We start from the raw sequence: 26,079 nt of genomic DNA, 5'->3' as shown, positions 1-26,079 counted from the left end.
CCGTGCAGATTCTCCGCTTCACCTACGGGCCGTTCGCGGAGAACACCTACGTCGTCGTCGGGTCCTCGGGCCGTGAGGCGATGGTCGTCGATCCGGGGCTCGAGAGCGAGCCGGTCCTGAGCGTGCTCACGGAGCGGGGCCTCCGCTGCACGCTCCTCGTGAACACGCACGGGCATCTCGACCACGTCGCCTGCAACGCGTTCTTCAAGGAGGCGACCGGGGCGCCGCTCGCGATCCACCGGGACGATCTCCCGCTCCTCGAGATGACGAAGGCGCAGGGCGAGCTGTACGGCCTCGACGTGCCGGACTCGCCGGCCCCCGATCTCTTCCTCGAAGAGGGCGAGCCACTCGTCTTCGACGGCCTCGCGTTCGACGTCCTCCATACGCCGGGGCACACGCCCGGGGGCGTCTGCCTCCGCCACGGCGGGCAGATGATCGTGGGAGACACGCTCTTCCGTGGATCGGTCGGGCGCACCGACCTCCCCGGCGGCGACTGGGACACGCTCGTCGCTTCCATTCGAGGCAAGCTGTTCCGGCTTCCCGACGAGACTCACTGCTACCCAGGCCACGAGGAGGAGACGACGATCGGCCTCGAGCGGCGCACGAACCCGTTCGTCGGCGACGCCGCCATCGGGATCGCGCGATGAACGGGGCGGCCTGGTTCGTCCTCTCGATCGCGGGCGCCCTGATCGGCGGTGCTCTGGGCTGGTTCCTCAACAACCGGCTCGGCGCATCCAGCCTGGAGGCGGCGCGCCTCAAGGGCGACGAGATCCAGAGGGGCGCGCTCCGCGAGGCCGAGAACGTCAAGCGGCAGCAGGTCATGGAGGCGCGCGAGCAGATGCTCCGCGACAAATCGAAGGCCGAAGGCGATCTGCGCTCGCGGAAGGGGCAGCTCGACAAGCGCGAGCGCGAGCTCAAGCAGCTCCACGGCAGCGTCTCCGAGATGGAGGCGGAGGTCGCGCGCCAGCACGAGACGATTCGCGGGGCCGAGCAGGACTTGGCGACACGCGAGGCGGAGCTGAGGCGCGGCCAGGAGACGCTCGAGCATCTCGTCCACGAGGAGAATGCCCGGCTCGAGCGGGCGTCGGGGATGACGCGGGACGAAGCCCGCCAGCAGCTCCTCCAGAACTTGAAGGCCGAGGTCCGCTTCGAGGCGGCGGGGCTCGTCAAGGAGATCAAGGACGAAGCGCAGCGCGGTGCCGAAGCCGAAGCCAAGAAGATCGTCGCGCTCGCGATGGAGCGCATGGCGTCCGACCTCTCGGCGGAGCGCAGCGTCACCCACTTCGACCTGCCGCAAGGCGGCCAGATGCGCGGCCGGATCATCGGGCACGAGGGGAAGAACATCAAAGCGTTCGAGGCGGCCACGGGCATCCAGCTCATCCTCGACGAAGCGGGCGAGTCGGTGCAGCTCTCCGGGTTCAACCCCGTGAAGCGCGAGATCGCGCGCCGCGTCCTCCAGATGCTCCTCAAGGACGGGAACGTCCACCCGCGCCGTATCGAAGAGCTGACGCGCCGGAACGCGAAGCGCCTCGACGAGGAGATGAAACAGGCGGGGGAGCAGACGCTCAAGGAGATGGGGGTCAAGGGCGTCCAGCCCGAGATGGTCAAGCTCCTGGGTCGCCTCCTCTTCCGCACCTCCTACGGACAGAACGTGCTCCTCCATTCCAAGGAGGTCGGCTACCTCACCGGCATGATGGCCGCCGAGCTGGGGCTGAACGAGACGGTGGCGCGCCGCGCCGGCCTCTTCCACGACATCGGCAAGGCGGTCGATTACGAGCGCGAGGGAACGCATCCCGAGATCGGTGCCGAGGTCGCCACGCGGTGCAACGAGCAATGGGAGGTCGTCAACGCGATCGCCGCGCACCACGAGGACATCGAGGTCACGACGCCGATCACCGTCCTCGTCGCGACCGCGGACGCGCTCTCCGGGGCGCGCCCGGGGGCGCGCCGGAAGAGCGTCGCCGAGTACATCCGGCGCATCGAGCAGCTCGAGGGGCTCGCGAACTCGATGGACGGTGTCGAGCAGTCCTACGCCCTGCAAGCCGGCCGCGAGATCCGGGTCATCGCCAACACCGAGCTCGTCGACGACGCGCGGATCGATCTCCTGGCGCACGACCTCGCGCGCCGGATCGAGTCCGAGATGGACTATCCGGGAAAGATCAAGGTCACGGTCATCCGCGAGATGAGGGCGCAGGAGGTCGCGCGCTGACCGCCCCGGAAGCGATACCGTCGGTTCTCATCGCCACGGCGGCCGGGACCGCCGCGTTCCACACCCTGATCCCCGATCACTGGCTGCCGTTCGTGCTCGTGGGCCGGGCACGTCACTGGTCGGCACGCACGACGGCGCTCGTCTCGGCGACGTCGGCGGTCATTCACACCGGCCTTTCCGTCGTCCTCGGCCTCGTCGCGCTCGGCGTCGGCGAAGCGGCGGCAGGCGCGATCGGTGCGCGCCTCACCCGTGCGAGTGGCTGGATGCTCCTGGGCTTCGGCCTGCTCTACGCCTTCTGGGCATGGCGCAAGGGTGGACACTTCCATCCCGGCGGGGCCTTGCTCCACACGCACGACGAGGGGCACTCGTGCGACGGGCACGAGGGGCCGCGGGGAGGTGAGCACCTGCACTACCACGCCGACGACCGCTGGATCCGGAGCGAAGCCGGCATGAGCGCCGGCGCCCTCGCCCTCATCGTCGGCCTGAACCCGTGCATCCTGATCCTACCGATCATGGTCGCCACCGCCGACCGAGGACGCGCGGCCGTCGCGCTCGTCACCGCGGCGTACTGCTTCACGACGATCGCGCTCATGGTCGGCCTGTCCGTCGCCGGCGTGGTCGCGACGCGGCGTCTCCATGTCCCCGAGATCGCGCGTCACATGGAGACGGCGAGCGGGCTGCTCATCGCGCTCGTGGGGGCCGTGTTCCTGGTGATCGAGCGCTAGCTCTTGACGCGGGCTTTCGGCGCCTTCGTCTTTCGGATCACCGCGACGACCGTCTGATCGTCGTCCCGCGTCTCGCCGCCCACGTGCTCACCGACCGCTTCGAAGACCGCATCGACCAATTCTCGCGCGCTGGACCAGCCCCCATCGGAGACCAGCGCTTTGAGCCGGTCGACGCCGAACGCCTCGTCCTTCGCATTGTTCGCTTCCACGATGCCGTCGGTGTAGGCGACGAGGATCGAGCCCGGCGCCAGCGTCTCATAGCCGCGCTCGTACTGCGACGTGGGGTTGGGGCCCAGGATCATCCCGCCGCGGGCGAGCTCGCGGAAGCTCGCGCCGTCGTAGAGCAGCGGCGGGTTGTGGCCGGCGTTGCAGTAGACGAGCGTCCCGCCGGATTCGAGCTCGCCGTAGAAGAGCGAGATGAACTTCGAGGCGAGCGCGGAGTGGTTCACGACGCGGTTCAGCTTCTCGAGCGTCGCCGAGATCCGGAGGTTCTCCTCGAGCCCCATGCGGAGACCGATGATCGCGTCCCTCGCCTGGAGCGCCGCGGGAAGTCCGTGGCCCGAGGCATCGGCGACGGCGATCCCGAGGCTGCGCTGCGACACGCGGATGAAGTCGTAGAGGTCTCCGCCGACGTCCTCCGCGGGGACCGAGGCGCCCCAGATGTCGTAGTCGGCGAACGAGGGAGCGGTCGCGGGCAAGAGCGAGAGCTGGATCGCGCGCGCCTCCGCCATGCGGTCGGCGAAGCGCTCGCTCCGGAGCTTGAGGTTGATCGCGTGGCGGATCGTGTTCAGCGTGTGGCCGATCTGCGCCGGATCGGCGTTCTCCCGGATCGTGAACGCGACGATCTGCCGGCCGGTGTCGCCGATCCCGATCGCGGCGAAGCGCTTCACGCCGAGGGTCGACTCGATCTTCTGGTCGACGCCGGCGTCGCCCAGGCGCGCGTAGACGTAACCCTGGGCGATCAGCTCCTTGATGGGCGGATAGGTGGCCGGGATCGTGATCTCGCGCGGCGACTTGGGCGCCGGGTACTCGCGCTTCAAGACGTAGCCCGACCCCTTCTTGTCGTAGATGCGCCCGCCGACCAGGCCGAGGTCGTCCTGGAAGTCGTCGACGAGACGCCGGAGGATCTCCGACAGCGTCGCGACGAGGTCCTGGCTCCGCTCGATCGTGCGGAGGTTGCGCTCGAGCTTTCGGAAGAGGTTCTTGTAGTCCATCACGGTCCCGCGGGGGGCGCATCGTAGCAAATGAAAGTCGCATGCTAGAGTGCGCCCTTCGCTCAGGGGGAATTCATGGTCAAAGAACTGCTGACCAAGCAGAACGTCGAGTTCGCGGAGCGTGCGCGCGAGGTCGCCGAGAAGCACATCCGTCCGATCGCGGCGCAGCACGACGTCGAGCAAACCTATCCGTGGTCGGCGCAAAAGGCCATCAAGGAAGCCGGCCTCTCGGGAGTCTGGATCCCCAAGGAGTACGGTGGTGCCGGCGGTGGGGCGATGGACCTCTGCCTCGTCGTCGAGCAGTTCGCGCGGGCGTGCGGCGGCATGGGCGTCGCCTATGCCGTGAATGCGCTCGGCTCGTTCCCCGTCATCCTCGGCGGCACCGACGAGCAGAAGGCGCGCTGGCTGCCCGGTATCGCGGCGGGGGAGAAGCTCATCTCCTTCGGCCTCTCGGAGCGCGACGCGGGCTCGGACGCCGGCTCGATGACGACGAAGGCGGAGAAGGACGGCGAGGACTACGTCATCGACGGCGTCAAGAAGTGGAACACGGGAGGCGCCGTCGCCTCCTACAACACGATCTTCGCGGTGACGCAGCCGGGGCGCGGAGCGCGCGGGATTTCGGCGTTCGTCGTGGAAGCCGGCACGCCGGGGTATCGCGTCGGCAAGCACGAGGACAAGATGGGGATAAGGTGCGTGCCGGTCGTCGAGATCCACCTCGAAGGGTGCCGCGTCGGAAAGAACCAGCTCCTGGGCGGCGCCGAGGGGCAGGGGTTCAAGCACGCGATGATGACCCTCGATCTCGCCCGGCCGGGCGTCGCGGCGCAAGCGCTCGGACTCGCGCAGGGCGCGCTCGATCTGGCGGTCGAGTACACCGGCAAGCGCAAGCAGTTCGGCCAGTCGATCAACTCGTTCCAGGGGATCCAGTGGATGCTCGCGGACATGGCGACCCAGATCGAGGCGGCGCGCCATCTGGTCTACACGGCGGCGCGGGCGGCCGACGTGCGGGCAAAGAACGTCTCCAAGCTCTCCGCCATGTGCAAGCTGTTCGCGACCGACGTCGCCATGATGGTGACGACGAATGCCGTCCAGCTCTTCGGCGGCTACGGCTATTGCAAGGACTACCCGATCGAGAAGTACATGCGGGACGCGAAGATCACCCAGATCTACGAAGGCACCAACCAGATCCAGCGGCTCGTCATCGCCCGGGCGATTCTCCGGGAGGCCGCCAGCGCGGCCGAATGACGCCAAAGCGGCGCCGGAGGCGTCACGGCGCGTCAGCCTGGCGTCTGCGGGAGGTCATCTTCTGTCGCCCTCCGGCGCGGGTCCCGCACAAAAGCGCCGAAAATCGATCCGAGAGGCCCGTCGAGGCTCCTGGCATCGGGGTTGCTCTAAGGTCCGAGTGCCACATGACCTCCTCCTGGTCAGTGTTCGACCTCTCCTGGGCCTGACGGAAACGCCCCCCCCGCTGGCCCAGGGGAGGTCAAGTTTTTTTCCGGCGATCCCCTCGACAAACGACCGGCCGCATGCGATCTGACGCTTCGTGCTGAGCGATCAGGCGTTGACCCTCGTCCTCGACGCGCGCGGCCGCGCGATCCTTCCTATCGCGGGCCACGACTCGAGCATGACCCCCCACTTCTCGGGCGGCGACCTGGTCGCCGCGGGAGCGCCTCACGACGCGCCCCGTCCCGGCGACGTCATCGTCTTCGTCCAGCAGGATTACCTCGTCGTCCACCGTTACCTCGGCGCCGCGCGCGATCCTTCGGGACGTCCCTGCCTTCGCACGCGCGGCGACGGAAGGAACGAGCTCGATCCGGCGGTTCCCGCCGGCGCGGTCCGCGCGCGCGTCGTCGCGGTCCGGCGCGACGGGGTCTGGCGCTCGCTCGAAGGAGCGCTTCCCTCCCTCTACGCACGATGCGTGGCACGGCACGATCTCTTCTGGGCGGCCGCAGGCGTCCTCGGTCGCAAGGTCGGTCTCGGCGGGCTCGCGAGCGCCTTCGATCGGACGTTCCTGCGGCTCGCCGCCGCCTTTCTCTTCACGCCGCTTCACCCGCGCGTCGACGCGCCGGACGGCACCGTCCCCGAATCCTCGGTCTGATAGAGTAGAAACGCATGATCAACGCCATTCTCACGAAAGTCATGGGGTCGAAGAACGAGCGCACGCTCAAGCGTCTTCGCCCCGTCGTCGACAAGATCAACGCGCTCGAGCCTCAGGTTTCGGCGCTGACCGACGTGGAGCTACGCGCCAAGAAAGAAGAATTCCGCGCGCGCCTCGAGGCCGGCACGACCCTCGACGATCTCCTCCCCGAAGCGTTCGCTGTCGTCCGCGAAGCGGGGAAGCGCGTCCTGGGGATGCGCCATTTCGACGTCCAGCTCATCGGAGGCATGGTTCTCCACGAGGGGAAGATCGCCGAGATGCGCACGGGTGAAGGGAAGACCCTCGTTGCGACCCTGCCCGCGTACTTGAACGCGCTCTCGGGGAAGGGCGTCCACGTCGTCACGGTGAACGACTACCTCGCACGCCGCGACTCCGAGTGGATGGGCCGCATCCACGGGTTTCTGGGGATGACCGTCGGGTGCATCCAGCACGACCTGACCGACGAGCAGCGGCAGGCCGCCTACGGGGCCGACATCACCTACGGCACCAACAACGAGTTCGGCTTCGACTACCTCCGCGACAACATGAAGTTCTCGATCGCGGCGATGGTGCAGCGCGGGCACAACTTTGCGGTCGTCGACGAGGTCGACTCGATCCTCATCGACGAGGCCAGGACCCCGCTCATCATCTCGGGGCCCGCCGAGGAATCGACCGACCTCTACGCGCGCGTCGACAAGATCATCCCCCGGCTCGAGAAGGGCGCGGTGATCCAGGGCGGGAAGGACTACGAGCACGACGACGTCGGCGATTACGTCGTCGACGAGAAGGCGCGCACCGTCTCGCTGACCGACCGGGGCGTCGAGCACTGCCAGCGCCTCCTGGGAATCGACAACCTTTACGACCCGTCCGAGATGGAGACGCTCCATCACGTCAACCAGGCGCTCAAGGCGCACGTCCTCTTCAAGCGGGACGTCGATTACATGATCAAGGACGGGCAGGTCGTCATCGTCGACGAGTTCACCGGGCGTCTCATGCCGGGACGGCGCTGTAGCGACGGGCTGCACCAGGCGGTCGAGGCGAAGGAAGGCGTCAAGATCGAGCGGGAGAACCAGACGCTCGCGACGATCACCTTTCAGAACTACTTCCGCATGTACGGCAAGCTCTCCGGGATGACCGGCACCGCCGACACGGAAGCGGTCGAGTTCGACAAGATCTACAACCTCGAGGTCGTCGTCATCCCGACGAACCGCGCGATGGTCCGCAAGGATCAGCAGGACGTCGTCTACCGCACCGAGGAAGAGAAGTGGCACGGCGTCGTCGAGGAGATCGTCGACTGCCAGAAGCGCGGCCAGCCGACCCTCGTCGGAACCGTGTCGATCGAGAAGTCCGAGAGGCTCTCGACGCTCCTCAAGCGGCGCGGGATCAAGCACGTCGTCCTGAACGCGAAGTACCACGAGATGGAAGCGGAGATCGTCGCGCAGGCCGGCCGCGTCGGCGCGGTGACGATCGCCACGAACATGGCGGGCCGCGGCACCGACATCCTCCTCGGCGGCAACCCCGAGTTCCTCGCGAAACAGGAGCTCGTGCTTCGCGGGATGAAGCTCGCCGAGACGCCGGCCGAGGCGTGGGCCGCCGCCTTCGACGAGGCCCTCGAGCGCGCCCGTCTGGACTGCCGCACCGAGCACGACCAGGTCACGGGCCTAGGCGGCCTCCACATCCTCGGGACCGAGCGGCACGAATCGCGCCGCATCGACAACCAGCTCCGCGGCCGCTCGGGACGCCAGGGCGATCCCGGCTCGTCGCGTTTCTTCCTCTGCCTCGACGACGATCTCATGCGCATCTTCGGCGGTGACCGCCTGAAGGGCGCGATGGTCCGTCTCGGCATGGAAGAGAACGTCCCGATCGAGTCGGGGATGGTCAGCCGTGCGATCGAGCGTGCGCAGAAGCAGGTCGAGCAGCGCAACTACGAGACGCGCAAGCACCTCCTCGAGTACGACGACGTCAACAACAAGCAGCGGCAGGAGATCTACGGCCTGCGGCGCGAGCTGCTCGAGGGCAAGGAGCAGAAGCAGTACGTCGAGGGCAAGGCCCAAGAGATCCTCGCCGTCCTCGTCGACGACTACATCGCGAGCAAGAAGGACGTCGCCGACTGGGAGGTCGAGCCGTTCCGGCAGCAGCTCCAGTACTTCTTCGGCTATGACCTCGAGAAGGACGGCATCCAGGTCAAGACGATGTCGGTAGATCAGGTGTCGGAGACGGTGTGGGACCGCCTCGACACCCGGTACACGGAGAAGGAAACGAAGATCGGCGCCGATCTCATGCGCCAGTACGAGCGGCATATCCTGCTCCAGATCATCGACCATTCCTGGAAGGACCATCTTCTCGCGATGGATCATCTGAAGGACGGGATCGGTCTCAGGGCCTATGGCCAGAAGGATCCTCTCGTCGAGTACAAGCGCGAGTCGTTCGACATGTTCGGCCTCATGCGCGAGCGGATCGAGAACGACGCCGTCCGCTTCCTCTTCCTTCTGGACCCGATGACCGACGAAGACCGCCGGCGTGAAGAGGAAAAGCGGCGCCGCGAGCAGGAGCAGGTTTTCCGCGCGGCGTCGCAATCCGCCGCCGGCGTGACCGCGAAGGGCGGCGTGGCGACGGTGACGCGCAAGGTCGCGAAAGTGGGCCGGAACGATCTTTGCCCGTGCGGCTCCGGTAAGAAATACAAGAAATGCCACGGAGAGAACGAACCCTGACTCTTGACTGTGAACTGTTGACTGTCGACCCAACTGGGTTAACAGTTCACAGTTGACAGTTCCCAGTCGAGGTGACGCCATGACGATGCCGGTTTCCGAGAAAAACTTCCTCGAGCGCATCGCGAGCCACATCCCGGGCATCGCCGGCTACCGCGAGCGCGAGGCGCGGCGCGAGACCGACCGCCGCCTGCGCGATTTCCTGGCGGGCCGGCTCGACGGCGGGCGCGCGGCGCTCCAGACGCTGCGCAACAAGGCGATGGACGCGGGCGAGCTCGCGGCGCTCGACGCGATCGGCCGCCTCGACCGGGCGCTCCAGAAGTCGGTGTCGTCGCTGCGCTACGCCGACTACGGCTACAGCGGCGTCTTCGACCAGCTCAAGATCAAGGAAGCTGAGCTCGACCAGATCTACGCGTACGACGCCGCACTCGTCGACGACGTCGTCGCGCTGTCCGACAAGCTGCGAGCCGCCGACACCGCCGGCCTCGCGGCGCTCGCGGACGCGGCCGCCGCCCTGGACGAGCGGATCGTGAGGCGGCGCGAGGTCTTAGAGAAGCCGACCACGTAGGGAGGACCCATGGCCATCGAAGTCATCGAGTGGAAGGACGATTCGGGAAGCGAGATCGTGTGGCGGTTCGCCGCCGGCGGCGAGCTCAAGCTCGGCGCGCAGCTCGTGGTCTCGGAGAACCAGTGGGCGGTCTTCTTCCGCGACGGTAAGGCGCTCGACACGTTCTCCGCCGGACGTCACACGCTCACGACCGCGAACGTCCCGCTCCTGACGCGGCTGCTTTCGATTCCCTTCGGCGGCACGTCGCCGTTCCGTGCCGACGTCTACTTCGTCGCGAAGAAGGTGTTCACCGGCATGAAGTGGGGGACGCGTGAGCCGGTCGTCTTCCGGGACTCCGAGCTCGCGATGGTCCGTCTGCGCGCCAACGGTGCTTTCGCGATCCGCGTGACCGATCCGCAGCTCTTCGTCAACCAGATCGTGGGAAGCCAGGGCCGTTACACGACCGACGCGGTCGAGGGTTACCTTCGCGACGTCATCGTCGCGCGCTTGAACGACGTCTTGGGTACCACGCTCAAGACGATCTTCGACCTGCCGCAGCACTACGACGAGCTGGGAGAGGGGCTCAAGGGACGTGTCGCGGGAGACTTCGCCAAGTACGGCCTCGAGATGACCGACTTCTTCGTCGGCGCGATCACGCCTCCGGACGAGGTTCAGCGTGTCATCGACGAGCGCACCGGCATGGCCGCGGTCGGCGACCAGGCGGCGTACATGCGCTTCAAGGCGGCGCAGGCGCTCGGCGACGCGGCGAAGAACCCTTCGGGTGAGGGCGGAGCCGCCGCGAGCGGCGTCGGCCTCGGGGTCGGCGCGGGATTGGGACTCACGATGGCCGGCATGATGAAGGACGCGCTCGCGGGGTCTCCGTCGGGGGCGTCGCAGGGCGGCGTCGCGACCGCCGCGGCGACCGCGAAGTTCTGTCCGAACTGCGGTGCTGCGTTCGCCGAGGGCGCGAAGTTCTGCGCGGGGTGCGGCACCAAGCGCGGCTGATTTTGCGCGCCTGCTAGAATCCGCTCTCCCGGCCGGCGAGCGGATCCAGGGGGAGGGAGGCACCGTTGCTCACGACCCCGATTGCGGACGCCCTCACCTTCGACGACGTTCTCCTCGTTCCCGCGCACTCGAGAGTCCTTCCGAGCGAGGTCGACATCAAGACCCGCTTGACGCGGACGATCACCCTCAACGTTCCGCTCGTCTCCTCCGCGATGGATACCGTGACGGAGTCACGCCTCGCCGTCGCGATCGCGCAGGAGGGCGGCGTCGGGATCATCCACAAGAACCTCTCGATCGAGGATCAGGCGAGCGAGATCGACAAGGTCAAGCGCTCCGAGTCCGGGATGATCGTCGATCCGGTCACGATGCGGCCCCACCAGCGCGTCTTCGAGGCGCTCGAGGCGATGAGCCGCTATCGTATTTCGGGACTTCCGGTCGTCGACGACGCCGGACGCCTCGTCGGGATCTTGACGAATCGCGACCTCCGCTTCTGCACGCAGAACGATCTGCCGATCCGCGAGCTGATGACGAGCGAGAATCTCGTGACCGTGCCGAAGGGCACGACGCTCGAGCAGGCGAAGGAGCTCCTCCACAAGCACCGCATCGAGAAGCTGCCCGTCGTCGATCAAGCGGGGCGCGTCGTCGGCCTCATCACGGTCAAGGACATCCAGAAGCAGATCAAGTTCCCGAACGCCTGCAAGGACGAGCTGGGACGCCTCCGGGTCGGAGCCGCCCTCGGCATCGCGAAGGACACGCTCGAGCGCGCGGCCGCGCTCGTCGAGGCGCGCGTCGACGTCCTCGTCGTCGACACCGCGCACGGACACAGCGAAGGCGTGCTCGCGATGGTCGGGCGCCTCCGCGAGGCGCACCCGGGAATCCAGCTCGTCGGCGGTAACGTCGCGACCGGCGTCGGCGCCCGGGCTCTCGTCGAGCGCGGCGTCGACGCGGTCAAGGTCGGCGTCGGACCCGGGAGCATCTGCACCACGCGGATCGTCACCGGCGCGGGAGTCCCTCAGATCAGCGCGATCGCCGAGGCCTCGCAAGCGTGCGAGAAGGCCGGCGTGCCGCTCATCGCCGACGGCGGCATCAAGTTCTCGGGAGACGTGGTCAAGGCTTTGGCGGCCGGTGCCAACGCCGTGATGATCGGAAGCCTCTTTGCCGGCACCGAGGAGGCGCCCGGCGAGACGGTGCTCTTCCAGGGCCGCACGTTCAAGGAGTACCGCGGGATGGGGAGCCTCGGCGCGATGAAGCGCGGCTCGTCCGATCGCTACTTTCAGGACGAGTTCGACGAGCGCAAACTCGTCCCCGAGGGGATCGAGGGCCGCGTCCCCTACAAGGGCCCGCTCGCGGGGCTCGTCGGTCAGCTCGTCGGTGGCCTGCGCGCCGGAATGGGCTACACCGGCTGCCGCGACATCGACGCGCTCCGTCGCGACGCGCGGTTCGTGCGCATCACCTCGGCGGGCCTGCGGGAGTCCCACGCCCACGACGTCATCATCACGAAGGAAGCGCCGAACTACCGCCTGGACTGACGCGCGATCAGGCGTCCCCGCGCGGGCGCGGCACGGTCTTCGGCTCGGCGACGATCTCGATCCGTCGCGAGCCCTCGCCGACGTCATGGAAGCGGATCGTCGTCGCCCCGCGCTTCAAGAACGGCGGCAGCTTCTCGCCCCACTCGACGAGCACGACCCCGCCCGCGGCGAGGATCTCCTCGACGCCGAAACCGCCCGCCTGCTCGTCGTTCTCGTCGAGGCGGTAGAGGTCGAGGTGGAAGACGGGCACGCGCCCGCCCTTGTACTCGTGGACGAGCGTGTACGACGGCGACGTGACCTCTTCCGGCGGGATGCCGAGCGCGGTCGCGACGCCGCGCGCGAAGACGGTCTTGCCGTAGCCGAGGTCGCCTTCGAGGAGCAGCAGCTCGCCGCCCTTGAGGGAGCGGCCGACCCCTCGCCCCAGATCGAGCGTCTCCTCCTCGCTGAGCGAGAAGACCGTTCGCGAGCCCGGCGCCGAGGAGGCCGCGCCTTGCGGCCCCGCCTTCGGCTTGCTCCTCACACCCCTCGTGTCCACCGCCGCCCCTCGTCCCGCACCGCCGCCAGCGCACGCCAGGCCTCCGGAAGGGAGGCGATGATGTCGCCGGCGAGCATTCCTTCCTCGCCGAGCCGCGCGGCGGCGAAATCGCCTGCCGCGCCATGAACGTACGTCCCGAGGACCGCCGCGTCGAACGGCTCCATGCGACGGGCCAGGAGAGCTCCGATGACCCCCGTCAGGGCATCCCCGCTCCCTCCGGTCGCCATGCCCGGGTTGCCGCTCGCGATGAACGCCGCGCCACCCTCCGGTCTCGCGACGATCGAGCGGCGCCCCTTGAGGACGGCGATCCCGCCCGTCAGGGCGGCGAGCCGTCGCGCCGAGCCGAGACGATCGCTCTGGATCGCGGCCGCGGTCGTCCGCAGGAGACGCGCCGCCTCACCGGGGTGCGGGGTGACGACGAGCGCGTGCTTCGGCGCCGGGGAGCGCCGCCCGGCGATCGCATTGAGGCCGTCGGCGTCGAGAACCATGGGTAGCGCGCGCCGCGCCAGAACGGTGCGGACGACCGCTCCGGCCGCGCTCGCGAGGCCGAGCCCCGGCCCGAGGGCGAGGGCGGAGCAGCTCGACGACAGGCGGAGGAGAACGGCCGCCGCCGGCGCGGCGAGGGTTCCCGCGCGCGTTTCCGCGAGGCCCTCGGTCATCACCTCGGCTCGCGAGGCGGCGACGACGTCCTGGACGCCGCGCGGCACCGCGGCGGTGACGAGTCCCACCCCCGAGCGCAAGGCCGCCTCGGCGACGAGCGACGCGGCTCCGGACTTTCCACGGGACCCGGCGGCTACGAGGAGATGCCCCATCGTCCCCTTGTGAGCGCCCCGTGGGCGGGGAGGGAGAAGCGCTGCGGCCGCTTCCGCGTCGATCCACGAGAGATCGGATCTCTCCGCGCCGATCGCGTCGCCGGGAATCCCGATGTCGATCACGCGGAACGGTCCCGCGTGGCTCGCGACCGGCTCGAGGACGACGCAGAGCTTGGGACGGCAGAGCGTGTAGGTGCGATGGGCGCGCAGCACGGGGCCGGGGAGTTCTCCGGAGTCGGCGTCGGCGCCCGACGGCAGGTCGATCGACACGAAGGTCGCGGGCCACGCGCCGGACGCTTCGATGACGACGGCCGCGAGGCCCCGCGCCCCTCCCGTCACGCCGGTTCCCAAGATGGCGTCGACGACGACGTCCGCCGGGCCCGCGTCGAGCGCCGCCCCCTTCCATGCCGCCTCGTCGGGAATCTCACGCACGGCGAGGCCCGCGGCGCGCGCTCGGCGGGCGTTCTCGGCGGCGTCGCCCTTCAACGCGTCGGCGGTCGCCAGGAGGACGATCTCGACGGGGACGCCCGCCGCTGCGAGGTGCCGCGCGGCCACGAGCCCGTCGCCGCCGTTGTTTCCCCTTCCGCAGAGCACGACCACCCGCCGCTCTCTCAGTCCCGGGATCTCCTCGAGCATGGCGCGGGCGACCCCTCCGCCCGCCGCTTCCATGAGCTCGATCGAGGGGATGCCGCGCTCTTCGATCGCCCGGGCGTCGACCCGGCGCATCTGCGATCCGGTCAAGATCTCCATCGGCCTCACGATATCAGCGCGCGGCGGGCGTGGTAACGTCGCACGCCATGCCGTTCCGCTTCCTCACCGCCGGCGAGTCGCATGGCCCCGCGCTCACCACGATCGTCGAAGGACTCCCTTCGGGCGTGCCCGTCGCGCGCGCGGCGATCGATCGCGAGCTCAGGCGCCGCATGGGCGGCTACGGACGCGGTGGACGCATGGCGATCGAGTCGGACACGGTCGAGCTCTTGGGCGGCGTCCGGCACGGGCGCACGCTCGGGTCGCCGGTGAGTCTCCTCATTCGCAATCGTGACCACGCGAACTGGTCCGAGGTCATGGCGACCGAAGGCGCGCCACCCGAAGGCGGCGCCGCGCGTGCGATCACGCGGCCGCGTCCCGGCCACGCGGATCTCGCCGGGGCCTTGAAATACGGAACGTACGACGCGCGCGACATCCTCGAGCGAGCGAGCGCGCGCGAGACAGCGGCCCGTGTCGCCGCGGGTGCGCTCGCGAAGGCCCTGCTCGACACGGCGCGCATTCACGTCACGAGCCGGACGCTCGCCGTCGGCGCCGCTGTCGCGGCACCGGACGAGGGCGACGATCTCGACGCCGTGTTCGCGCTCGCCGACGACCTGCCGATGCGATCGCCGCGCACTGCGACGATCGAGGCGATGATCCGGGCGGTCGACGACGCCCGGCGCGCGGGCGATTCGGTCGGCGGATCGTTCGAGATCATCGCGCGCGGGGTGCCGCCGGGGCTCGGCAGCCACGTGCACTGGGACCGGCGCCTCGACGCCCGCCTCGGCGGTGCCGTGTTGTCGATCCAGGCCGTGAAGGCGGTCTCGATCGGCGGAGGAATCGAGGTCGCCGCCGGCGGCGGGCGGGCCGCGCACGACGCGATCGCCTACGACGCCGTGGGACGGCGCTTTGCCCGCGGGACGAACCGCGCGGGCGGCATCGAAGGGGGGATCACGAACGGGGAGCCGGTCCGGCTCACCGCTTGGCTCAAGCCGCTCGCCACGATCCCGCGCGCGCTCCCCTCGGCCGATCTCGTCACGAAGGAAGCGTTCGTCGCCGACGTCGAGCGCACGGACACCATTCCGATCGTCGCGGCGGGCGTCGTGGGTGAAGCGATGCTCGCCATCGTCCTCGCCGATGCGCTGCTGGAGAAGCTGGGAGGGGATTCGGTGGCGGAGCTGCGAGCCAATCTCGACGCCTACGAGGCCCGGCTTCGCGCCTACTGATCCGGAAAGACGGAGCCGCGGAAGCGCCTGCGATTACCCCCCGGTTCGCCCAGCGCCCCGCGGCCCCCAAGAGGTCCACTGGCCTCCCCCGAAACCCAGGGACCGCCGAAAGATGTACGCTTGACCCCTGGGGGCGTAAAGCACCCGATGTGGACGCATTCTGACTTTTAGAGGACTGATTCTGCGGAAAGACGGTTGGACGGAATCAGAGATCAGGCGGTGTAGAATTCCTCGGGCGTTGCTCGCTCTCCCCGGTATCGGGATTCCCAGGCACGGGTCGAGATACCAGGGGTGGGTACACATTGGCCGACCTCCCGGGCCCGAGGATCGCGGGACCGGAAGATGGATATTGGCGGGTCGAGTCGATTTGGGATGACCCTCCGCCGGGGAGAGCGAGCAACGTCCGAAGACGCCTTCATTGCCACTCCATCCAAGACAGCCGTGCCGAACGCGCCCCGACCTTAACCGCACACACCGGACGTGTCAACAAGAAAATACCAGATGTCGCGTCCTACGGAGTCAGAGGCCCAAAACCTGGGGGTCATCGAGGTCGTTCCCGACCGATGGGCGGCCGGGGGCCGGGTGATCGCTCGTCACGAGGGGCGCGTCGTGCTCGTCGCGGGCGCCGTTCCGGGCGACACGGTCCAGGCCGAGATCCGGCGGGACCGCGGCCGATTCGTCGAGGCGATCGCCCGGTCGATCTCCTTGCCCTCGCCGGCCCGGCGTGCGACCCCGTGCCCCGTGCAGGAGAGCTGCGGCGGATGCCCGCTCATGCCGGTCGGCGAGGACGATCAGCGGGAGGCCAAGCGGCGTTTCGTGGTCGACGCGCTCGAGCGGATCGCGAAGATCGAAGACCCCCCGGTGGATCCGATCGAGGCGCCGCGCCCATGGCTCGGCTACCGAGGCAAGATCGAGATGGTGTTCGGCCGGGATGCATCCGATCGGCGGGTCTTCGGCTACCACTCCGCCGGCGATGCGAGTGTCGTCGACGTGCCCGCCTGCGCCATCGCCGATCCGCGCCTCGGTCCGCTCGTCGATCTCGTCCGGGCATTCTTCCTCGACGATCGGAGGGCAGCGCCGCCGGAGCGCGTGGCGTTCCGCGCGTCGACGTCGGGTGCGGATCGGCTCATCGCATTCTTCGGAGGCGCCTCGCCCGCGGCGACGCTCTCGGCGTTCGCCCGGGACGCCATGGCTCGCGAGCGGGGATTGACCGGCGTCGTCGCCCTCAAGGCGGCGCCCGGGCGCCGCGGCGGGGCATCGACGATCACGCTCGCCGGCCGGCCGTGGATCGAGGAGACGATCCTCGGGACGTCCTTCCGGGTTCCCGCCGGCACCTTCCTCCAGGTGCATCCGCGCGCCGCCGATCTGCTCGGACGTCATCTGCTCGATGCGTCGGCGGGAGTCGCCTCGGTCGTCGAGCTCTACGGGGGCGTCGGCGGGTTCGGGCTTGCGCTCGCCCGGCGAGGCGCGCACGTGACGATCGTCGAAGCGGATGCGGCCGCGGTGCAGTGCGGTCGAGATGCGGCCGAGAGGGCCGGCGTTGCGAGCGCCCGATTCGTGCGCGGCGATGCGGGTGAATTCCTCGAGACGGCGCCGGCGGCCGATCTCCTCGTCGCCGATCCTCCGCGCACGGGCTTCGGCCGCGGCGTCGCGCAGGGGATCGCGCGGCTCGCACCGGGCCGGATCGCGCTGGTGTCGTGCGATCCCGCGACGCTCGCGCGCGACGTCCTCGGCCTCGCGCGCGCGGGCTACAGGCTCCTGCGGGTGACCCCGTTCGATCTCTTTCCGCAGACGGCGCACGTCGAGGCCGTCGCTTGGCTGACGCGCTAGGCGGGGACCGGGCCTCCCGCGACGGCGGCGAGCAGCGTCTCCGCGAGCAGGGTCTTGTTCACGTTGAACCGCAGATCGGAGCGCAAGCGATCGGCGAGCGTCGACAGCTCGGCCGCACGCGCGAAACCCAGCGTGCCGCCGAGGCGCGCGAGACGCGAGGCCACGTCGGTGTGGAGCACCGATCTCGACCCGGACGCCAGACGTGCCGCGTCGCGCAGGAGCGCCTCCACGAGCTCGAGCCCCTCGAGCATCGTCGCTTCCTCCTCGCCGACGAGCCCGTCGACGAAGGAAGGCATGCCGGCGAGCCCATCGCGGGAGGCGGTGAGCGACTCGAGCATGGCGAGGACCGCATCGCGCCGCTCCGCCGCCGCCGTGAGGTCCAGGGTCAGCGCGCGTCCCGGCCGGCCCTCGGCGAGCGCCGCGCGCGCACCTGCTTCGACCGGCGGCATGCCGCGGGCGGCGAGCGCCGAGGCAAGCGCCGCGGGTGCCATCGCCGGGAAGCCGAGCTGAAAGCAACGCGAGCGCACGGTGGGGAAGAGCACGTGCGGACGGGACGCGACGAGGATGATCACCGCGCGTCCGGGAGGCTCTTCGAGCGTCTTCAAGAGCGCGTTCTGCGCGGCCGGGTTCATGCGATCGGCCGGATCGACGAGGAAGACACGCGACCGCGCCTCGCGGGGCGCGTACGCGGCGTGCTCGGTGAGGGCGCGGATCTGCTCGACGACGATCCAGGCGCGAAGGTCGCCCCCCTCGCCGGTCTCGGGCTCGTCGTCGCCGTCGGCCGCGGCCTCCTTGGCGGCCGCCTTGGGGAGGCGCGTCGTGACGAGGAGGTCCGGGTGGTTCCCGTGCCCGGCCTTCCGGCAAGCGGCGCAGCGTCCGCAGGCGGCGCCGTCTTCGCCCGGCGACTCGCACAGGAGCGAGACCGCGAACCGCTCGGCCACCGTCCGTTTGCCGACACCCTCGGGGCCGTGGAAGAGGAGGGCGTGGGGGACGCGGCCGGACAGGAGCATGCGCGCGAGCACCTCGCGCGGGGACGCGGCGCCGAGGATCTCCGGGAAGATCACGAGGGCTCTTCCTCGTCGAGGCCGGGGAACAGGTCGGAGAGCAGGTCGGCGATGCGCGCTTCCACTCGATCGGCGGCTCCCTCGGCCGCGACGATCCGGAAGCGGAACGGCTCGGCCTCCGCGAGGCAGAGATAGCCGTTGCGCACGCGCTCGTGGAAGGCGAGCGCCTCGTTCTCGAACCGTCCCTCGCTGCCTCCGACGCCGAGATCATCGTTCCTCTTCCGCGCGCGGGCGAGGCCGATGTCCGGATCGAGATCGAGGAGGACGGTGCGGTCGGGCTTGCGATCGAGCGGCGGCGTGCGGTGGAGCAACCGGATCAGATCGAGGTCGATGCCGCGCGCGAACCCCTGGTACGCGAGCGTCGCGTCGGCGAACCGGTCGCAGAGGACGTGCGTGCCCTGGGCGAGCGCCGGCTCGACGACCTCGCGCAGGTGCTGGGCCCGGTCGGCCACGTAGAGCAGGAGCTCCGCGAGCGCGTCGATCGTGCCCGTCCCCTCGGCAAGCAGGAGCGTGCGCAGCCGCCGGCCGAGCGGCGAGCCGCCCGGCTCCCGCGTGACGACGACCGGCTCGCCCGCCGCGCGGAGGCGCTCGGCCAGACGCTCGATCTGCGTGGATTTCCCCGAGCCCTCGATGCCTTCGAACGTGACGAAGAACCCTCGCCGCCCGGCCGATGCGATGGCACGCGGGTCCGCTTGCGTCGCGGGCGTGAACGCCGGCTCGGCGCCGGCGCCCGCCGAGCCTGTCCGCTCGTCGTCGGCGTCGAAGTCGAAGATTCCGTCGTGCGGCGGCACCCGGTTCACCGCCGGGCGAGGGAGAGGCCGGAGAAGAACGAGAGCGCGGCGGCGCGGTCGCGGGCGATCTGATCGGCGAGCTCGGCGACGCCGGCGAATTTCTTCTCGTCGCGGAGCCGCGCGAGGAAGCGCACCTCGAGCCGCTCGTCGTAGAGATCCTCGTCGACGTCGAGGAGATGGGACTCCACCGTGAGCGTGCTGCCGCCGAAGGTGGGCCGGACACCGACGTTCGTGATCGACGGGAACCGCGTCGCGAACGCCGAGGTCTCCGTGACGTAGACGCCTCGGCGGGGGATCAGCTCGTTGTCGACGGCGAGATTCGCGGTCGGGAACTCGAGCAGGCGCCCGCGTCCGTCACCGCGGACGACGATACCGGTGACGGGGTACGGCCGCCCGAGCATGGCGCGCGCGCGCTCGACCTCTCCCGCCTCGACCGCGGCGCGGATCGCCGACGACGACACGACCTCGCCCTCGATCTCGACGTGGGGCACGCCGACGACGGTGAAGCCGCGTTCGCGGCCGATCGTCTCGAGCACGTGGAGGTCCCCTCCGCGCGCCCGTCCGAAGCGGAAGTTGCGGCCGACGTGGATCGCGGCGAAGCGCAGGCGCTCGGACAGGTACGCCCCGAAGAACGCCTCTCCGTCGAGCGCGGCGAGCTCCCTGTCGAACGGGAGCAGGAGCACGCCGTCGACGCCGCAGCTCTCGAGGGTCTCGAGCTTCTGCCGGCGCGTCTGCAGGAGCTTGGGCCGGCGTCCGGGGGAGACGACGGCGAGCGGATGCGGATCGAAGGTGATCACGAGCGACGGTGCGGAGCGCGCCCGGGCGGCGGTCGTGACGCTGACGAGGATCGCTTGATGGCCGAGGTGCACGCCGTCGAAGTTCCCGATCGTGGCCACGAGGGGCTCGCGGCCTGTCGGAAAGGCGTCGAGCGCGTTCCAGACGTTCACAGGGCCCCCAACCATCCGGGCTGCCAGTGGGCGATCAAGTGGAGCAGCAGGTTCCCGTAGAGTCCCGCCATGAGATCGTCGGCCATGATACCCGAGCCGCCGGGGAGCGCCTCGAGGCGGTTCGCGGGCCACGGCTTCCAGACGTCGAGCGCTCGAAAGACGAAAAAACCTGCAACGAGCACGCGAGCGGTGCACGGAAGAAAGGCGAGCGTCACCATCTGGCCCGCGATCTCGTCGACGACCACCTGGCCGGGATCGGTCTCGCCGAGGCGGCGGGCGGCGCGATCGGCCGCCCAGAGACCGACGGCCGCAACCACGGTGGCGCCGCCCAGGACCGCCCAACCGCCCGCCCACCGGGTGAGGAGCGCCGCGAGGGCGACGCCGGGGAGCGAGCCCCACGTTCCGGGAGCGACCGACGCATAGCCGATGCCGAGGCCGGTCGCGAGCGCGAGAGCGATCCGGTCGCGGGCCGGTGCCTCACGCGGCACCGACGATCCTCCCGACGAGGTCGTACCCGGCGGTCTCCGTCAGCAGGACGCGTGCGAACGCGCCTGGGCGCGCGTGCGCGGCGAGGCGGATGTCCCCGGCGTCGGCATCGACGACGAAGCCGTCGTTGATGATCACCTGTCCATCGACGTCCGGCGCCTGCGTCGCGAGGCGGCCGACGAGGAGATCGTCGGTGTCGGGGTGCGCGCCCTCGACGAGCACCTCGGCCGTCGCTCCGATCCGTCGCGCGAGCACCTCGAAGGCGATCGACTGCTGGAGCGCCATGAGGCGCGCGCGCCGCTCCTCCTTCACCTCGGCCGGGACGTCGTCGGCGAGCGCGTACGCCGAGGTCGAGGTCTCGTGCGAGTACGTGAAGACGCCGAGATGATCGAACCGCGCCGCCGCGACGAACGCGAGGAGCGCCTCGAACTCCGCCTCGGTCTCGCCCGGGAAGCCGACGATGAAGGTGCTCCGGAGCGCGGCTGCGGGCATCGCGGCGCGGAATCGCGCGAGGAGCTCGAGGTGCGAGTCCGAGGATCCTCCGCGGCGCATCCGCTTGAGCGTGTCGGGATGCGCGTGCTGGAGCGGAATATCGACGTACGGGGCGACGTGCGGAAGGGTCGCCATCGCTTCGACGAGGCGGTCCGTCACCGTGTTCGGATACAGGTAGTGGACGCGGATCCACCGGAGCTCCGGCACCGCGTCGAGACGCCGCAGCAGGTCCGGAAGCTCGGGCCCGGCGCCGCGGTCGCGGCCGTAATGGCTCGAGTCCTGCGCGATCAGGTTGATCTCGCGCGCGCCGGCGCGGGAGAGCGCCGCCGCCTCGGCGACGACGTCGTCGATCGGACGCGACCGGAACGTGCCGCGGAACGCCGGGATGGCGCAGAACGAGCAGGTGTGATCGCACCCCTCGGCGATCTTGACGAACGCGGTCCACGGGGGTGTGGCGCGGCGACGGGGAGTCTCCGCCGAGTACAGGAACTTCGACGGGGTCACCGTGGTGACGCCGAGGATCGGCAGGTCGCTGCGAGGCGCCGCCGAGAGTCCGACCGCCTCGACGATTCCCTGCAGCTCGTCCAATCCGAGGAGCGCGTCGACGTCCCCCGCAAGCTCCTTCGCCAATTCTTCGCGGTAGCGCTGGACCATACAGCCGGCGACGACGACCCGGCGAACCTTCCCCGCCTTCTTCAGGCGCGCGGCCTCGAGGATCGCCTGGATCGATTCCTCGCGCGCGGCCTCGATGAAGCCGCAGGTGTTGATGACGAGGACGTCGGCGTCGTCCGGGGTGAGCACGGTCTCGCAGCCGGCGGCGTCGAGATGGCCGAGCATCACCTCGGTGTCGACCAGGTTCTTCGAGCACCCGAGGCTGACGACGCCGACCTTCGTGCGCGTCACGGGTAGATGCGGTTGATCTGGCGCGGGTAGGGGATCGCCTCGCGCAGATGCTGGAGCCCGGTGATCCAGGTGACGCAGCGCTCGATGCCCATCCCGAACCCTGAGTGAGGCACCGTGCCGTACTTCCGGATGTCGAGGTACCACTGGAACGCGGCGACCGGGAGATCGTGGGACTTGATGCGCTCGAGGAGCAGGTCGTGATCGTGAATGCGCTGGCTGCCGCCGATGATCTCGCCGTAGCCTTCCGGTGCCAAGACGTCGACGCCCAAGGCCTTCGTGGGATCGTCGGGCGCCGGCTGCATGTAGAACGATTTGATCGCCGCCGGCCAGTGCGTGACCATGACCGGCGTCTCGAAACGTTGCGTGAGCAGCGTCTCGTCGAAGGCGCCGAAATCGTTCCCGTACGCGAACGCCGGCGCACCGGTCTCGGCCATCTTCCGCTGCGACTCGTCCGTGGTCAGGATCTTCGCCGCGTCGTCGTAGCGGAGCCGCGGGAACGGCGGCACGACCTTCTCGAGAAGGTGCGTATCGCGCTCCAAGACCTTCAGCTCTTCCTTGCAGCGGTCGAGCGCGCGGCCGACGACGTAGGAGATGAACTCCTCGGCCAGCTCGAGGAGGCCGGGGAACTCCAGGAACGCCACCTCCGGCTCGATCATCCAGAACTCGGTGAGGTGGCGGCGTGTCTTCGACTTCTCGGCGCGGAACGTCGGGCCGAAGCAGTAGACGCGGCCGAACGCCATGCACGCCGGCTCGAGGTAGAGCTGCCCCGACTGCGTGAGATAAGCCTTCTCGTCGAAGTACGGCGTCTCGAAGAGCGTGGACGTTCCCTCGCACGCGTTGGGCGTCAGGATCGGCGAGTCGATGAGGACGAAGTCGCGGTCGTAGAAGAAGTCGCGGCAGCCCTGCACGATCTCGTTGCGCAGGCGCAGGACGGCGTGCGGGGTCTTCGAGCGCAGGTAGAGGTGCCGGTGGTCGAAGAGGAACTCGACGCCGTGCTCCTTCGGCTGGATCGGGTACTCCGCCGCGAGGTGGAGGATCGTGAGGGCCTGGAGGCCGAGCTCGAACCCGCCGGGCGCGCGGTCGTCCTTGCGCACCGTGCCCGAGATCTCGACGGACGACTCCGCGGTCACGCGATCGAGCGACTCGAACGTCTCGGGCGAGACGTCCTTCACGCCGGCGACGCACTGCAGATAGCCGGTTCCGTCGCGAAGCACGAGGAAGCGGATCTTCCCCGACGAGCGCTTCTGGTAGACCCAGCCCTTGAGGGTGACGGTCTCCCCGACGTGGTCTCCGAGCTCGGAGACGTAAACCCAGTCGCGTGTCATGGGAAGCCTACTTTTCCGCCTCGGCCTGCTTGTGGCGGGCGTACTCGGAGACGATTTTCTCTTGGACTCCGGCGGGGACCTCGTCGTAGTGATCGAACTCCATGTGGTACGTCCCGCGGTCCGACGTGATCGACTTCAAGGTCGAGGCGTAGGTCAGCATCTCGGCGAGCGGCACCGAGGCCTTGATGATCTGGTAGTGGCCCTGGGTCTCCATCCCCTGCGGCTTGCCGCGGCGGGAGGAGAGATCGCCCATGATGTCGCCCATGTACTCCTCGGGGGCCGAGATCTCGACGGCGTAGATCGGCTCGAGGATCGTCGGGCGGGCCTGCTCGATCGCGGCCTTGAAGGCGAGCGATCCCGCGATCTTGAACGCCATCTCCGACGAGTCGACGTCGTGGTACGAGCCGTCGGTCAGGATGACGCGGAAGTCGACGACGGGGTTGCCCGAGAGCCAGCCGCGCTCGGCGGATTCACGGACGCCCTTCTCCACCGCCGGCCGGAAGTTCTGCGGGATCGACCCGCCGAAGATCTTGTCCACGAACTCGAACCCCGCGCCGCGCGGCAGCGGCTCCATCTCGAGCCAGCAGTCGCCGAACTGTCCGCGTCCGCCCGTCTGCTTCTTGTGGCGGCCCTGCACGGCGGGCACCTTGCGCTTGATCGTCTCGAGGTAGGGCACCTTCGGCTGCTTGAGGATCGCCTCGACGCCGAACTTCTTCTTCATCTTCGCGATCGCGACCTCGACGTGCACCTGGCCGTTCCCCGAGACGAGGAGCTCGTGGGTGCGCGCGTCGCGGTTGACGCGGAGGACCGGGTCTTCCTCCATGAGCCGCGCGAGCGCCGTCGAGATCTTGTCCTCGTCTCCCTTCGACTTCGGCTCGATCGCGAACGAGATCGCGGGCTCGGGGAAGGAGATCGGGGGGTACTGGATCGGCTTCGTGGGATCCGAGAGCGTCTCCGAGGTCCGCGTCTCCTTCAGCTTCGCGACGCATCCGAGATCGCCGGCGTGCAGCTCGGAAACGGCGACGAGCTGCTTGCCTTGGAGGACGTTGACGGTGCCGAGCCGCTCCGGGGTCCCGCGGTTCACGTTGACGACCGGCGTGTCGCCCTTGAGCGTGCCGGAGATCACGCGGAAGAGCGAGAGGCGTCCGGCGTAGGGGTCGGCGATCGTCTTGAACACGAACGCGGAAACCGGCGCGGTCTGAGACGGCGGACGCGAGTCTTCAGATCCCGACGACGAGTTGACGCCCAGCTTCGCTCCGCGCTCGGCGGGAGACGGCACGAGGTCGACCGCGGCGTCGAGGATATTGCGGATGCCGATCGCCTTCGTCGCCGAGGCGAGTACCACCGGGAAGATCTTGCGTTCGAGGAAGGCCTTGTGGAGACCGGCCACCACCTTGTCGTGAGGCAGGTCGCCGGAGTCGAAGAACGCCTCCATGAGCGCGTCGTCGCTCTCGGCGACCATCTCGACGAGCTTCGCGTGGTACTCCTTCGCCATGTCGGCGAGATCGGCCGGGACGCCTTCGGCCGTGGCCATGCCGGAGGCGTCCTTCGCGTAGCGGTGGGCCTTCATCGTGATGAGGTCGACGACCCCCTCGAACCCCGACTCGGAGCCGATCGGGATCTGGATCGGCGCCGCGCGGCGGTCGAACCGCTCGGAGATGGAGTCCATCGTCCGCTCGAACGACGCGTTCTCGCGATCGAGCTTGTTGATCACGAAGATGCGCGGGACCTGAAATTCCTGGCAGTACTTGAAGACGCGCTCGGTGATGACCTGCACGCCCGCGACCGCCTCGACGAGGAGGAGCGCGGCGTCGGCGACGGCGAGGCCGGCCTTCGCGTCGGCGACGAAGGCGGCGTAGCCCGGCGTGTCGATGACGTTGATCTTGGTGCTCCGCCACTCGAGGTGGGCGAGCGCCGTCTGGAGCGAGATCTTCCTCTCGATCTCCTCTTCGTCGAAGTCGGTCGTCGCCGTTCCGTCGTCGACCCGCCCGAGCCGGTTGACCGCGCCGGCCACGAAGAGCATCGCCGAGGCGAGCGACGTCTTTCCACAATCTCCGTGCCCGACGAGCGCAATATTGCGGATGTCCGGCGTGTCGTACACCTTCATGGGCGACCCCCGAGGCGAAAGGCGCCAGGATAGCACGGCGAGCGGAAAACGCGTTGATTCGGGCCGCATTCCGGCGCTTTCCTTGACCCCGGCCGCGGCGGGCATTAGCTTTCCCGTCGATTCGAATTCGTCATCGGGGGGCCGCCCACGTGATCGCGCATTGTCCGGCCTGCGGGACGCACTACCGGCACGACATCCTCGCGATGCCGATGCGCGGCCGTTGCGGCCGTTGCGACGCCGCGATCGATCTCCACCGCCTCCGTCCGTACCGCCTGGTCGCGACGCTCGGCGGCGACGCCGTCGCCGTCGCGGCACCGGTCGAGGTGGTCGCACAAGCGCTCGCGCCCGTCGAGTTCGTCGCCCCCGAACCCGTCTCGGTTCCTCTCGCCGTGCCGCTTGCGCCGGCGCCGGTCGACCAAGGTCCTTCGTGGGAGAACGAGGATCCGCTGCCGCCGATCCCCGAGATGGCGACGACGGCGATCGACCTTCCGGCGATGACGGACGTGCAAGCTCCCATCGCTCCCGCCGGCGCACCTTCGCGAACGGAAGGGACGCTCGCGACGGCCGATGGGCGGGCCACGACGTGGCTGCTCTGGGTCGCCGCCGGTGCGATCGCGGGAACGGGCATCAGCTGGACCGTCGGCGGCACGACGCTCGCGGGGATCGCGCCCGGCACGCTTGCCGGCGCGGCCTTCGGCTGGGGATGGTTGCGGTGGATGTCACCGCGGTAGCGCCGTCCGGCG

At 69.3% G+C, this 26,079-nt stretch carries 22 protein-coding genes; 12 read left to right on the top strand and 10 right to left on the bottom strand.

The features are described from left to right. Nucleotides 1-2: 2 nt before the first annotated feature. The 3 genes from VFV19_03715 (at nt 3) to VFV19_03705 (ending at nt 2,934) form a co-directional block, all read left to right on the top strand. Nucleotides 3-647, top strand: a complete 645-nt coding sequence (locus VFV19_03715; GenBank protein HEX4823396.1) for an MBL fold metallo-hydrolase — start codon at nt 3-5, stop codon at nt 645-647. After that, complete coding sequence (rny, locus tag VFV19_03710) at nt 644-2,209, top strand: ribonuclease Y (GenBank protein ID HEX4823395.1); 1,566 nt, start codon at nt 644-646, stop codon at nt 2,207-2,209. The genes VFV19_03715 and rny overlap by 4 nt, the downstream gene beginning before the upstream one ends. A 98-nt stretch (nt 2,210-2,307) precedes the next feature. Next, nucleotides 2,308-2,934: a hypothetical protein gene (locus VFV19_03705; protein HEX4823394.1), complete on the top strand. Its 627-nt coding sequence runs from the start codon at nt 2,308-2,310 to the stop codon at nt 2,932-2,934. Here the strand turns inward: VFV19_03705 and VFV19_03700 are convergent. Beyond that, nucleotides 2,931-4,148 (bottom strand): PP2C family protein-serine/threonine phosphatase, encoded by a 1,218-nt coding sequence (locus VFV19_03700; GenBank protein HEX4823393.1) that lies wholly within the window; start codon nt 4,146-4,148, stop codon nt 2,931-2,933. The genes VFV19_03705 and VFV19_03700 overlap by 4 nt on opposite strands. A gap of 75 nt (nt 4,149-4,223) precedes the next feature. Between VFV19_03700 and VFV19_03695 the strand changes: the two genes are divergently transcribed. From VFV19_03695 to guaB, 6 genes are all read left to right on the top strand, one after another. Beyond that, entirely contained in the window at nt 4,224-5,390 is a 1,167-nt protein-coding gene (locus tag VFV19_03695; GenBank protein HEX4823392.1) for an acyl-CoA dehydrogenase family protein, read from the top strand. A 298-nt stretch (nt 5,391-5,688) separates the two neighbouring features. Continuing rightward, nucleotides 5,689-6,243 carry a hypothetical protein gene (locus VFV19_03690; GenBank protein ID HEX4823391.1) on the top strand — a complete coding sequence of 185 codons (555 nt, stop codon included), beginning with the start codon at nt 5,689-5,691 and terminating at the stop codon, nt 6,241-6,243. Between the two features lie 14 nt (nt 6,244-6,257). Next, the gene (secA, locus tag VFV19_03685) at nt 6,258-8,993 is read left to right on the top strand and encodes a preprotein translocase subunit SecA (GenBank protein ID HEX4823390.1); all 2,736 of its coding nucleotides are present in this window, start codon (nt 6,258-6,260) and stop codon (nt 8,991-8,993) included. 79 nt (nt 8,994-9,072) lie between these two features. Further along, on the top strand, nt 9,073-9,558 hold the full coding sequence (locus tag VFV19_03680) for a hypothetical protein (GenBank protein HEX4823389.1): 486 nt from the start codon (nt 9,073-9,075) through the stop codon (nt 9,556-9,558). A gap of 9 nt (nt 9,559-9,567) precedes the next feature. Then, complete coding sequence (locus tag VFV19_03675; protein ID HEX4823388.1) at nt 9,568-10,542, top strand: SPFH domain-containing protein; 975 nt, start codon at nt 9,568-9,570, stop codon at nt 10,540-10,542. Between the two features lie 65 nt (nt 10,543-10,607). Further along, entirely contained in the window at nt 10,608-12,071 is a 1,464-nt protein-coding gene (guaB, locus tag VFV19_03670) for an IMP dehydrogenase (GenBank protein HEX4823387.1), read from the top strand. A 7-nt stretch (nt 12,072-12,078) separates the two neighbouring features. Here guaB and tsaE read toward each other — a convergent pair whose 3' ends face one another. Both tsaE and VFV19_03660 read right to left on the bottom strand, forming a co-directional pair. Then, a complete protein-coding gene (gene tsaE, locus VFV19_03665; protein HEX4823386.1) occupies nt 12,079-12,606 on the bottom strand; it encodes a tRNA (adenosine(37)-N6)-threonylcarbamoyltransferase complex ATPase subunit type 1 TsaE in 528 nt (175 codons plus the stop codon). Beyond that, nucleotides 12,588-14,168, bottom strand: coding sequence for an NAD(P)H-hydrate dehydratase (locus VFV19_03660; protein HEX4823385.1), 1,581 nt, complete (start codon nt 14,166-14,168; stop codon nt 12,588-12,590). The genes tsaE and VFV19_03660 overlap by 19 nt, the downstream gene beginning before the upstream one ends. A gap of 47 nt (nt 14,169-14,215) precedes the next feature. On the opposite strand from VFV19_03660, the gene aroC reads away from it, so the two are divergent. Both aroC and VFV19_03650 read left to right on the top strand, forming a co-directional pair. Beyond that, a complete protein-coding gene (gene aroC / locus VFV19_03655; protein HEX4823384.1) occupies nt 14,216-15,391 on the top strand; it encodes a chorismate synthase in 1,176 nt (391 codons plus the stop codon). A 582-nt stretch (nt 15,392-15,973) separates the two neighbouring features. Continuing rightward, nucleotides 15,974-17,221 carry a class I SAM-dependent RNA methyltransferase gene (locus tag VFV19_03650; protein ID HEX4823383.1) on the top strand — a complete coding sequence of 416 codons (1,248 nt, stop codon included), beginning with the start codon at nt 15,974-15,976 and terminating at the stop codon, nt 17,219-17,221. Here VFV19_03650 and holB read toward each other — a convergent pair. From holB to fusA, 7 genes are read right to left on the bottom strand one after another with little or no spacing between them, the layout of a single operon-like run. Continuing rightward, a complete protein-coding gene (holB, locus tag VFV19_03645; GenBank protein HEX4823382.1) occupies nt 17,218-18,285 on the bottom strand; it encodes a DNA polymerase III subunit delta' in 1,068 nt (355 codons plus the stop codon). The genes VFV19_03650 and holB overlap by 4 nt on opposite strands. Beyond that, the gene (gene tmk, locus VFV19_03640) at nt 18,282-19,076 is read right to left on the bottom strand and encodes a dTMP kinase (protein ID HEX4823381.1); all 795 of its coding nucleotides are present in this window, start codon (nt 19,074-19,076) and stop codon (nt 18,282-18,284) included. The genes holB and tmk overlap by 4 nt, the downstream gene beginning before the upstream one ends. Before the next feature lie 5 nt (nt 19,077-19,081). Further along, on the bottom strand, nt 19,082-20,023 hold the full coding sequence (locus VFV19_03635) for a bifunctional riboflavin kinase/FAD synthetase (GenBank protein ID HEX4823380.1): 942 nt from the start codon (nt 20,021-20,023) through the stop codon (nt 19,082-19,084). Further along, nucleotides 20,020-20,511, bottom strand: a complete 492-nt coding sequence (locus VFV19_03630) for a phosphatidylglycerophosphatase A (GenBank protein ID HEX4823379.1) — start codon at nt 20,509-20,511, stop codon at nt 20,020-20,022. The genes VFV19_03635 and VFV19_03630 overlap by 4 nt, the downstream gene beginning before the upstream one ends. Then, on the bottom strand, nt 20,501-21,904 hold the full coding sequence (rimO, locus tag VFV19_03625) for a 30S ribosomal protein S12 methylthiotransferase RimO (GenBank protein HEX4823378.1): 1,404 nt from the start codon (nt 21,902-21,904) through the stop codon (nt 20,501-20,503). The genes VFV19_03630 and rimO overlap by 11 nt, the downstream gene beginning before the upstream one ends. Then, nucleotides 21,901-23,229 (bottom strand): asparagine--tRNA ligase, encoded by a 1,329-nt coding sequence (gene asnS, locus VFV19_03620; GenBank protein HEX4823377.1) that lies wholly within the window; start codon nt 23,227-23,229, stop codon nt 21,901-21,903. Before asnS ends, rimO begins: the two co-directional genes overlap by 4 nt. Before the next feature lie 7 nt (nt 23,230-23,236). Further along, complete coding sequence (gene fusA, locus VFV19_03615; protein HEX4823376.1) at nt 23,237-25,336, bottom strand: elongation factor G; 2,100 nt, start codon at nt 25,334-25,336, stop codon at nt 23,237-23,239. A gap of 149 nt (nt 25,337-25,485) precedes the next feature. Between fusA and VFV19_03610 the strand changes: the two genes are divergently transcribed. Continuing rightward, on the top strand, nt 25,486-26,067 hold the full coding sequence (locus tag VFV19_03610) for a hypothetical protein (protein ID HEX4823375.1): 582 nt from the start codon (nt 25,486-25,488) through the stop codon (nt 26,065-26,067). The last annotated feature ends 12 nt before the right edge of the window (nt 26,068-26,079 follow it).

Source organism: Candidatus Polarisedimenticolaceae bacterium (assembly GCA_036275915.1).
Taxonomy (GTDB): domain Bacteria; phylum Acidobacteriota; class Polarisedimenticolia; order Polarisedimenticolales; family DASRJG01; genus DASRJG01.
The sequence above is the reverse complement of the archived record's forward strand: the minus strand, read 5'-3'. Positions and strand labels throughout refer to the sequence as shown.